Raw genomic sequence first — 6,743 nt, 5'->3', positions numbered from 1 at the left:
TTGTTGCGCCCGTGCCTGTGGCGGCGCGCTTCTTGAGCGTTGATCTTTGGGTGCTACTGGCAGCGAGCACGGCACTTACGGCCTTGCTTTTGCTGCGTGGCGGGTTCGGCGGCTGAGTGGGGCCGTCTTTTTGACGGGTTATGTGAGCTACACTCTGGCCATGTATTGAAAAAGGCCGCTCCCAGGAGAGGAGCGGCCTTATGGTTGGGTTTTCGATAATCAATCAGCCAACGACAAAGATGTTTTCGTAGATGAAGTCATCTTGCGTAAGAGTGATTGCCGAGCTTGAGTTGTTGTAGATCAGGATGCTGTCGCTGCCGTCTTCAAGCATGTAGTTTGAGCCTGCGGCGATGGTTTCGTTGAATCCGAAGGCGATCGTGGCGCTCAGTCCGAAGCTCATGGCGCTGACATCGATCAGATCGACACCGTCTTCGAAATCTCTGATCTTGTCGTCGCCATCGCCTGTGGCAAAGACGAAGACATCAGCCCCCGCGCCTCCAAAGAGCTCGTCATTGTCGGCGCCACCGATGATCGTATCATCGCCCGCATCGCCATAAAGCTTGTCGCGGCCTGCGCCCCCGTCGACTAGATCGTTGCCGTCGCCCCCGTTGATTTTGTCATGGTCGGCTTCGCCATAGAGCATATCGTTGCCTTGATCGCCAAGGATGCGGTCGCGATCGGCGCCACCATAGATCAGGTCGTTGCCTTCATTGCCCTCGAGCTTGTCACGACCGTCGCCGCCAAGGAGGGTGTCATCTCCCGAACCTGCGCGGATCACATCGCCGCCGATGCCGCCGTCGATATAGTCGTTGCCCTCATGGGAGCGGATGAAGTCATCTCCGTCGCCGCCATTAATGATGTCGTCGCCTTCTCCGCCGAGGATATCATCATTGCCATTGCCACCATTGATCTCGTCGTTGCCTTCGTCGCCTTTGAGGACATCGTTGCCGTTGCCGCCGTCGAGCACATCATCGCCTGTGCCGCCTGAGAGGCGATCATGACCATTGTTGCCTTGGAGCGTATCATTTCCTGCGCCGCCTTCGAGGCTGTCACCTCCGCCGCCGCCAATAAGGAGATCGTTGCCATCGCCGCCGCGTAGAGTGTCGCTGCCAGCACCGCCGCGGACCGTATCGTCACCCGCGCCTGCTGTGTAGTCGTCGTTGCCGCCGAGTAGATCGACATTATCGTTGCCCGCTGTGCCGGCGAGTGTGTCATCGCCTGTTGTGGGTGCGGGCGTCGGGTCAACGGGCGCGCCTGAGCTGGTCATTGTGATTTCGTAGGAGGATTGATTGACGTCGATCGTGCCATCTTCGGTGGTCAGGTAAAATGTACCTGATTGAGTGGGCGTAAATGTAAGGACAGCGGGGGCCAGATCGGAGCCAATGACTTCAACTTCAGGGAAATCCATTGGCAGGCCAAGTTCGAGACGGAAGTTATGCGCCCAATTGTCTGAAGTGCTCGTCATGGTGAACGTATAGGTCACCCCAGCGAGCAGGTTGACGCGGATTGAATCGCGGTCGGCGAAAGGCGAAAAGCTTTCTCCGACGAAGGTATCGCCCACATCCATTGTGTAGGTTGTATCGTCCCAGACGCCAGCGTCGGTTGTTTCAAAGATAGTCGGCATGAGTCATCCCCAAATCGTTAAAAATCAAACTGTTTAACTGCCGATGGGACTTTGCGCCTGCCTCTTAAAACATGGTTAACACGGACTGACATCAAATGGGGCGAAAAAAGGCGACTAAAGGGCTGAAATTGGACAAAGAAGCCCCGCGCCTGCTTTGCTAGGCTGCGGGGCTGAAACAATTTGGCGAACGCAGTGGGATTGTTTGCGCTCTGGCGATAGAAGGCGGGGTCTAGTCTTCTCCAATCGCTGCGCGAGCGATTCGATCCAGCAGGCTTTCGACTTTTTTCATGTCGCCTTCGGGGAAGGTGCGAAAGCCGATCATAGTTTCGTCGGGCGTGTCGGGTGAAACGATGACGAAGATATCATAGGGACAGAACACCACATTCATTGGATTGGCTTCCATCACCTCGCGGCTGAGCTTGGCGGAACAGAAGCTGTAGATGTCGGCCTTCTCAAACAGAGTCACATCTGAGCCAACATCGCCTTTGGTGCGCTCAAGCATATCGCCCGTATGAGAGACATGATCGATGACAAGCCCTTCATCGAGGATTGCATTTTCAAGACCGAAGACCACATCTTCAAAGCTCTGTTCAGTGGTGTAGCTGATGATGCCATCTGTGGCGAAAGCCTGCGTTGCTGTAAGGCAAGCGGTGGCAAGTGTCAGGGGGAGTGCGCGCATGTTTGGTTCCTTTTCGGTGGGCTTTGCTTGCCCTCTGGAGTGATCGGCCCCACTCTAGGGACTAGAGTAAAGATGACGTTGATATATATCAAACAGGGAATGTGATGGGTTTTGCGGTTTCGGTTTTGAATTTTCTGGCTTTGGCTTTTGTTTGGGTGTTGGGCGCGCTCGCGGCGCTTGTCTTGATACTCTATATAATAGACCGCACGCAGCGCAGCGATGCGATACGGCGCAACTATCCTGTGATCGGGCGGTTCAGGCATATCTTCAGCACATTGGGCGAGTTCTTTCGCCAGTATTTTTTCGCAATGGACCGAGAGGAACTGCCGTTTAATCGTGCGCAGCGCGATTGGGTCGAGCATGCGGCGAATGGCGAGGGCAACACGATTGCTTTTGGCTCAACGCGTAATCTCGGCGTGCCCGGAACAGCAATCTTTACCAATGCGCCGTTTCCGCCGCTCAACGACCAATTTGCGAGCTCTGAGCCGATGATGATCGGGCCTCGCGCGCGCGTTCCTTATATGGCACCATCTTTCTTCAATATTTCGGGCATGTCTTATGGTGCTTTGTCCAAGCCCGCAGTGCGGGCCTTGAGCCTTGGCGCTGCAAAAGCGGGCATCTGGCTCAGCACAGGTGAGGGCGGCTGCGCGCCGCATCACCTTGAGGGTGGGTGCGATGTGATTATGCAGATCGGCACGGCCAAATATGGGGTGCGCGACGCTGAAGGAAAGCTGAGCGAGGAAAAGCTGCGCGAACTGGCTGCGCTTCCACAGATCAAGATGTTCGAGCTCAAACTTGCGCAGGGCGCCAAGCCCGGCAAGTGCGGCATTCTGCCTGCGGAAAAGGTCAACGCCGAGATTGCCGCTATTCGGGGTATCCCAGAGGGGACGGCGAGTATTTCGCCCAATCGCCATATCGAGGCGGGTGACTGGGGCGAACTCTTGGACATGATCGCCCACATTCGGAACGCGAGCGGTAAGCCCGTGGGTATAAAGACTGTGTTTGGCACGACTGAGGCTTGGGAGCCGTTCTTTGAGGAAGTTGTGAAACGGGGCGAAGACGCTGCGCCTGATTTTATTACAGTTGATGGAGGTGAGGGGGGCACGGGCGCCGCTCCGATGCCACTGATGGACTTGGTTGGGCTGCCGATCCGTGAGGCGCTGCCGCTGATGGTGGATTTGCGCGACAAGTACGGGCTGCACGAGCGGATCAGGATTATTGCCTCTGGTAAGCTTGTGAACCCATCTGATGTAGCATGGGCGATTTGTGCTGGCGCAGATTTTGTCACTTCGGCGCGTGGGTTCATGTCCTCCCTTGGCTGTATTCAGGCGCTTAAGTGCAACAAAAACACCTGCCCCACGGGGATCACCACGCATGACCCCAAGCTACAGCGCGGACTTGTTGTGGAAGAGAAGTTCGAGAAAGTCGCGCGCTATGCCAAGCAGATTATCAGCGAGGTGGAGACGATTGCGCATTCTGTCGGGGTGGCCGAGCCGCGGCTGATGCGGCGGCGGCATGTGCGGATTGTCTGTGATGACGGCCGCTCAAAGCCGATGAACGAGATTTATCCAACCGTTCTGTCACCTCGCTGGGACAGAAAGTAAGGTAGAGCAAGCACCAGACCCTCTTGTTTTTAGGTGCTTGGCCGTAACCTGTGTGGCAGGATTTTGTGCAAATGCTTTCGTTACAAAAAATGAACGCAGATGTGAGAAACTGTGGTTTGGAACTGGGCGGGAGAGGCGCTATCTAAAAGCCAGACACAAAGAGGACAAGCTCATGGCATTTCGCTGGACCAATACGCTGAAAGACAAGGAAGTGACGGATCAATCCGTTTTCCTCAACCGCCGCCAGATTATGGCGGGCGCGGCTGGGCTTGGCCTTGTCGGGCTGGCGGGCGCCGCTGAGGCTGAAGAGCTTGTCCCCAACACGTTTGAGGACATTAGCAATTACTGCAACTATTATGAGTTCGGGACAGGCAAGGAAGACCCTGCGAAATATGCCCACACGCTGACGACCGAGCCTTGGAGTGTGACCATCGACGGATTGGTCGACAGGCCCGCAACTTATGCGTTTGAAGATATCATGGCGAAGATGAGCATCGAAGAGCGCATTTACCGTTTCCGCTGTGTCGAGGCCTGGAGCATGGTTGTGCCCTGGAACGGGTTCGAGCTGGCCGATTTGCTCGAAATGGCAGGTGTGCAGAGCGGGGCGAAATATGTGGCGTTTGAAACAGTATTGCGGCCCGACGAGATGCCGGGGGTGAAATATCCTGTGCTTGACTGGCCCTATGTCGAAGGGCTGCGCATTGATGAGGCGATGCATCCGCTCACTATGATTGCGACGGGGATATACGGCGAGGACATCCCGAACCAGAACGGCGCACCGCTCAGGCTCGTAGTCCCTTGGAAGTATGGCTTTAAGAGTATCAAGTCTGTCGTGCGGATCACGCTAACAGACAAGGAGCCGCCCACGAGCTGGAACAAGGCCAATGCGCGCGAATATGGCTTTTATAGTAATGTGAACCCTGAGGTGGACCACCCGCGCTGGTCTCAAGCCACTGAACGTCAGCTTGGTGGGGGGCTCTTTGCCAGCCGTGTGCCGACACTGATGATGAATGGCTATGAAGAAGAGGTGGCGAGCCTCTATGCTGGCATGGATTTGAAGAAGAACTTCTGACATGCGGCCAGCCTGCCTCCGAGCCACGCCATCACATTCTGGTGTTGCGCCTGATATGGGCCTCGATCTCGGCGACAAAGTTTGCGCGCTGCGACAGGAACCGCGGCGCATAGATCGGCGGCTGGCCTTTGAAGTTGAGCATGAGCAGGCGCTTTTCCGGATGCGTCTGGATGTCGATCAGCGTATCGAGTTGGCGCGACTGCGGACGCAAGGCGTAGCCATGGCTTGTGATTGTCGAGCCATCCTCCGTGATACGCTGCACGAAAGCCAACATGATCCACTGAAAGGCAACGTAAAGACCCGCCGCGGTGAGCACGAGCGTCGTCATGTGGTTGTCGGCTTCGCTGCGGCCTTCCATGACGGCGGGGATGTCAAAGCTGAATACAACGAGCAACATGACAGCGGGGACCAGAAGCTTGGCCCCCCAAGTGGAGCGGTATGTCTGCGCCCCGCCGATCACCTTGTCGGGCGAGTTGTCAAACAACGAGCCAGCAAGCGACAGCGCGACATCATTGAGGCTGGTGTCAGAGGCGTAGACAGATGTCTTGCCCCTGGAACGGCCCCAAGCCCTGAAGGCGAAAGCGCCGAGCAGGGCAGAGCCTATGACCAGATACATCAGATAGTTTGTTATAAATGTGGCCATGGTTTTGTCCCGAGAGGTTTTGCTGCTTGCAACACGCCACATTTTTGGGACGGAACTATGGAACAAACACGGCGCCATTGTGCTCGCACGCGTACATCTGACTGGAGGGCCCGATGAGCAGCTGGACGAGCAATCTGAACAGCGTTTTGCGGCGCGCTTCTACAGCCCCTGTATATATACTGTGTATGGGGCACATTTGCTGGCTGTTTTATCTCGGCCTTACTGGGGGGCTGGGCGTCGAGCCGATAAAGGCGCTTGAGCATGCCTATGGCGCGGCAGGTCTGAAGGCTCTCGTGGTGACACTGGTAGTAACACCTTTGAGAAGCTTTGCTGGCGTGAACCTCCTGAAGTTTCGCCGCGCTCTGGGGTTGTCAGCGTTCTTCTATATTGTAGCGCACCTTTTGGTGTGGCTGTTGCTTGATGTTCAACAGATCGGGCAGATTTGGGCCGATATTCTGAAGAGGCCATATATAACAGTCGGCATGGCCGGGTTTGCTCTCCTGCTGCCGCTTGCGCTCACTTCTAATAATATCTCGATCCGTAGGTTGGGGGCGACCCGATGGCGGACGCTCCATAGGCTTAGCTACCCGGCCGCGATTCTCGGTGGCGTACACTATGTAATGTTGGTGAAGGGCTTCCAGATTGAACCAATGCTGTATTTGTCGGCGATTCTCGGGTTGATTTCGCTTCGGAGCCGCACTTTGGGGCGTAAAACGGCGCAGCCCCCCTCCCGTATGAGCTGAAATCGTCGGATGAATCGTTTATGAATCACGGAAATACAAAACGGGTCGGGTGAATCGGTGTGATTTGACTGCATTCAGGCGGGAGTTAATGTGGCTCGCAAGGCTGGCTTGTGGGTAAGTCTGTGGATAACCCTATATGTGGTGTGGCACAGATAAAAGGGTACGTAATTATCTGTCGCCAGAGGCTTCATTTCGGAAACTAACGATATGCAACCCAATGAAAACAAACGAAAATCGGCAAAAATCGAAAAAATGACAGTTTTATAAAAAAAGGGGTTGCGGGTTTGGTGAACTGGGCTTAGAACCCACTTCACCGGCGGCGCTGAGGTGCACAACGGGACGCGGCAAGGACGGACGGAGCGACGCTCTCGAGGTTCT

General features: G+C 55.6%; 6 protein-coding genes. 3 read left to right on the top strand and 3 right to left on the bottom strand.

The window, feature by feature from the left end; all coding sequences use genetic code 11:
* Nucleotides 1–223 precede the first annotated feature (223 nt).
* Together P8O11_RS05400 and P8O11_RS05395 are read right to left on the bottom strand one after the other, a co-directional pair.
* On the bottom strand, nucleotides 224–1,624 hold the full coding sequence (locus P8O11_RS05400) for a calcium-binding protein (protein WP_300292462.1): 1,401 nt from the start codon (nucleotides 1,622–1,624) through the stop codon (nucleotides 224–226).
* A 229-nt stretch (nucleotides 1,625–1,853) separates the two neighbouring features.
* A complete protein-coding gene (locus tag P8O11_RS05395) occupies nucleotides 1,854–2,303 on the bottom strand; it encodes a DUF302 domain-containing protein (protein ID WP_300292461.1) in 450 nt (149 codons plus the stop codon).
* A 104-nt stretch (nucleotides 2,304–2,407) separates the two neighbouring features.
* On the opposite strand from P8O11_RS05395, the gene P8O11_RS05390 reads away from it, so the two are divergent.
* Both P8O11_RS05390 and msrP read left to right on the top strand, forming a co-directional pair.
* Nucleotides 2,408–3,907 (top strand): FMN-binding glutamate synthase family protein, encoded by a 1,500-nt coding sequence (locus P8O11_RS05390; protein WP_300292460.1) that lies wholly within the window; start codon nucleotides 2,408–2,410, stop codon nucleotides 3,905–3,907.
* Between the two features lie 172 nt (nucleotides 3,908–4,079).
* The gene (msrP, locus tag P8O11_RS05385) at nucleotides 4,080–4,979 is read left to right on the top strand and encodes a protein-methionine-sulfoxide reductase catalytic subunit MsrP (RefSeq protein WP_300292459.1); all 900 of its coding nucleotides are present in this window, start codon (nucleotides 4,080–4,082) and stop codon (nucleotides 4,977–4,979) included.
* 31 nt (nucleotides 4,980–5,010) lie between these two features.
* Here the strand turns inward: msrP and P8O11_RS05380 are convergent, their stop codons facing one another.
* The gene (locus P8O11_RS05380) at nucleotides 5,011–5,622 is read right to left on the bottom strand and encodes a hypothetical protein (RefSeq protein WP_300292458.1); all 612 of its coding nucleotides are present in this window, start codon (nucleotides 5,620–5,622) and stop codon (nucleotides 5,011–5,013) included.
* A 113-nt stretch (nucleotides 5,623–5,735) separates the two neighbouring features.
* On the opposite strand from P8O11_RS05380, the gene msrQ reads away from it, so the two are divergent.
* On the top strand, nucleotides 5,736–6,365 hold the full coding sequence (msrQ, locus tag P8O11_RS05375; RefSeq protein WP_300292457.1) for a protein-methionine-sulfoxide reductase heme-binding subunit MsrQ: 630 nt from the start codon (nucleotides 5,736–5,738) through the stop codon (nucleotides 6,363–6,365).
* The last annotated feature ends 378 nt before the right edge of the window (nucleotides 6,366–6,743 follow it).

Source organism: Lentibacter sp. (genome assembly GCF_029254145.1).
In the GTDB taxonomy this organism is placed as follows: domain Bacteria; phylum Pseudomonadota; class Alphaproteobacteria; order Rhodobacterales; family Rhodobacteraceae; genus Lentibacter.
This window is presented reverse-complemented; position numbering and strand designations above follow the sequence as displayed.

Bases quoted from the DNA above. Each gene is read 5' to 3' on its own strand.
- P8O11_RS05400 (WP_300292462.1), bottom strand. From the start codon at position 1,624: ATGCCGACTATCTTTGAAACAACCGACGCTGGCGTCTGGGACGATACA.
- P8O11_RS05395 (WP_300292461.1), bottom strand. From the start codon at position 2,303: ATGCGCGCACTCCCCCTGACACTTGCCACCGCTTGCCTTACAGCAACG.
- P8O11_RS05390 (WP_300292460.1), top strand. From the start codon at position 2,408: ATGGGTTTTGCGGTTTCGGTTTTGAATTTTCTGGCTTTGGCTTTTGTT.
- msrP (WP_300292459.1), top strand. From the start codon at position 4,080: ATGGCATTTCGCTGGACCAATACGCTGAAAGACAAGGAAGTGACGGAT.
- P8O11_RS05380 (WP_300292458.1), bottom strand. From the start codon at position 5,622: ATGGCCACATTTATAACAAACTATCTGATGTATCTGGTCATAGGCTCT.
- msrQ (WP_300292457.1), top strand. From the start codon at position 5,736: ATGAGCAGCTGGACGAGCAATCTGAACAGCGTTTTGCGGCGCGCTTCT.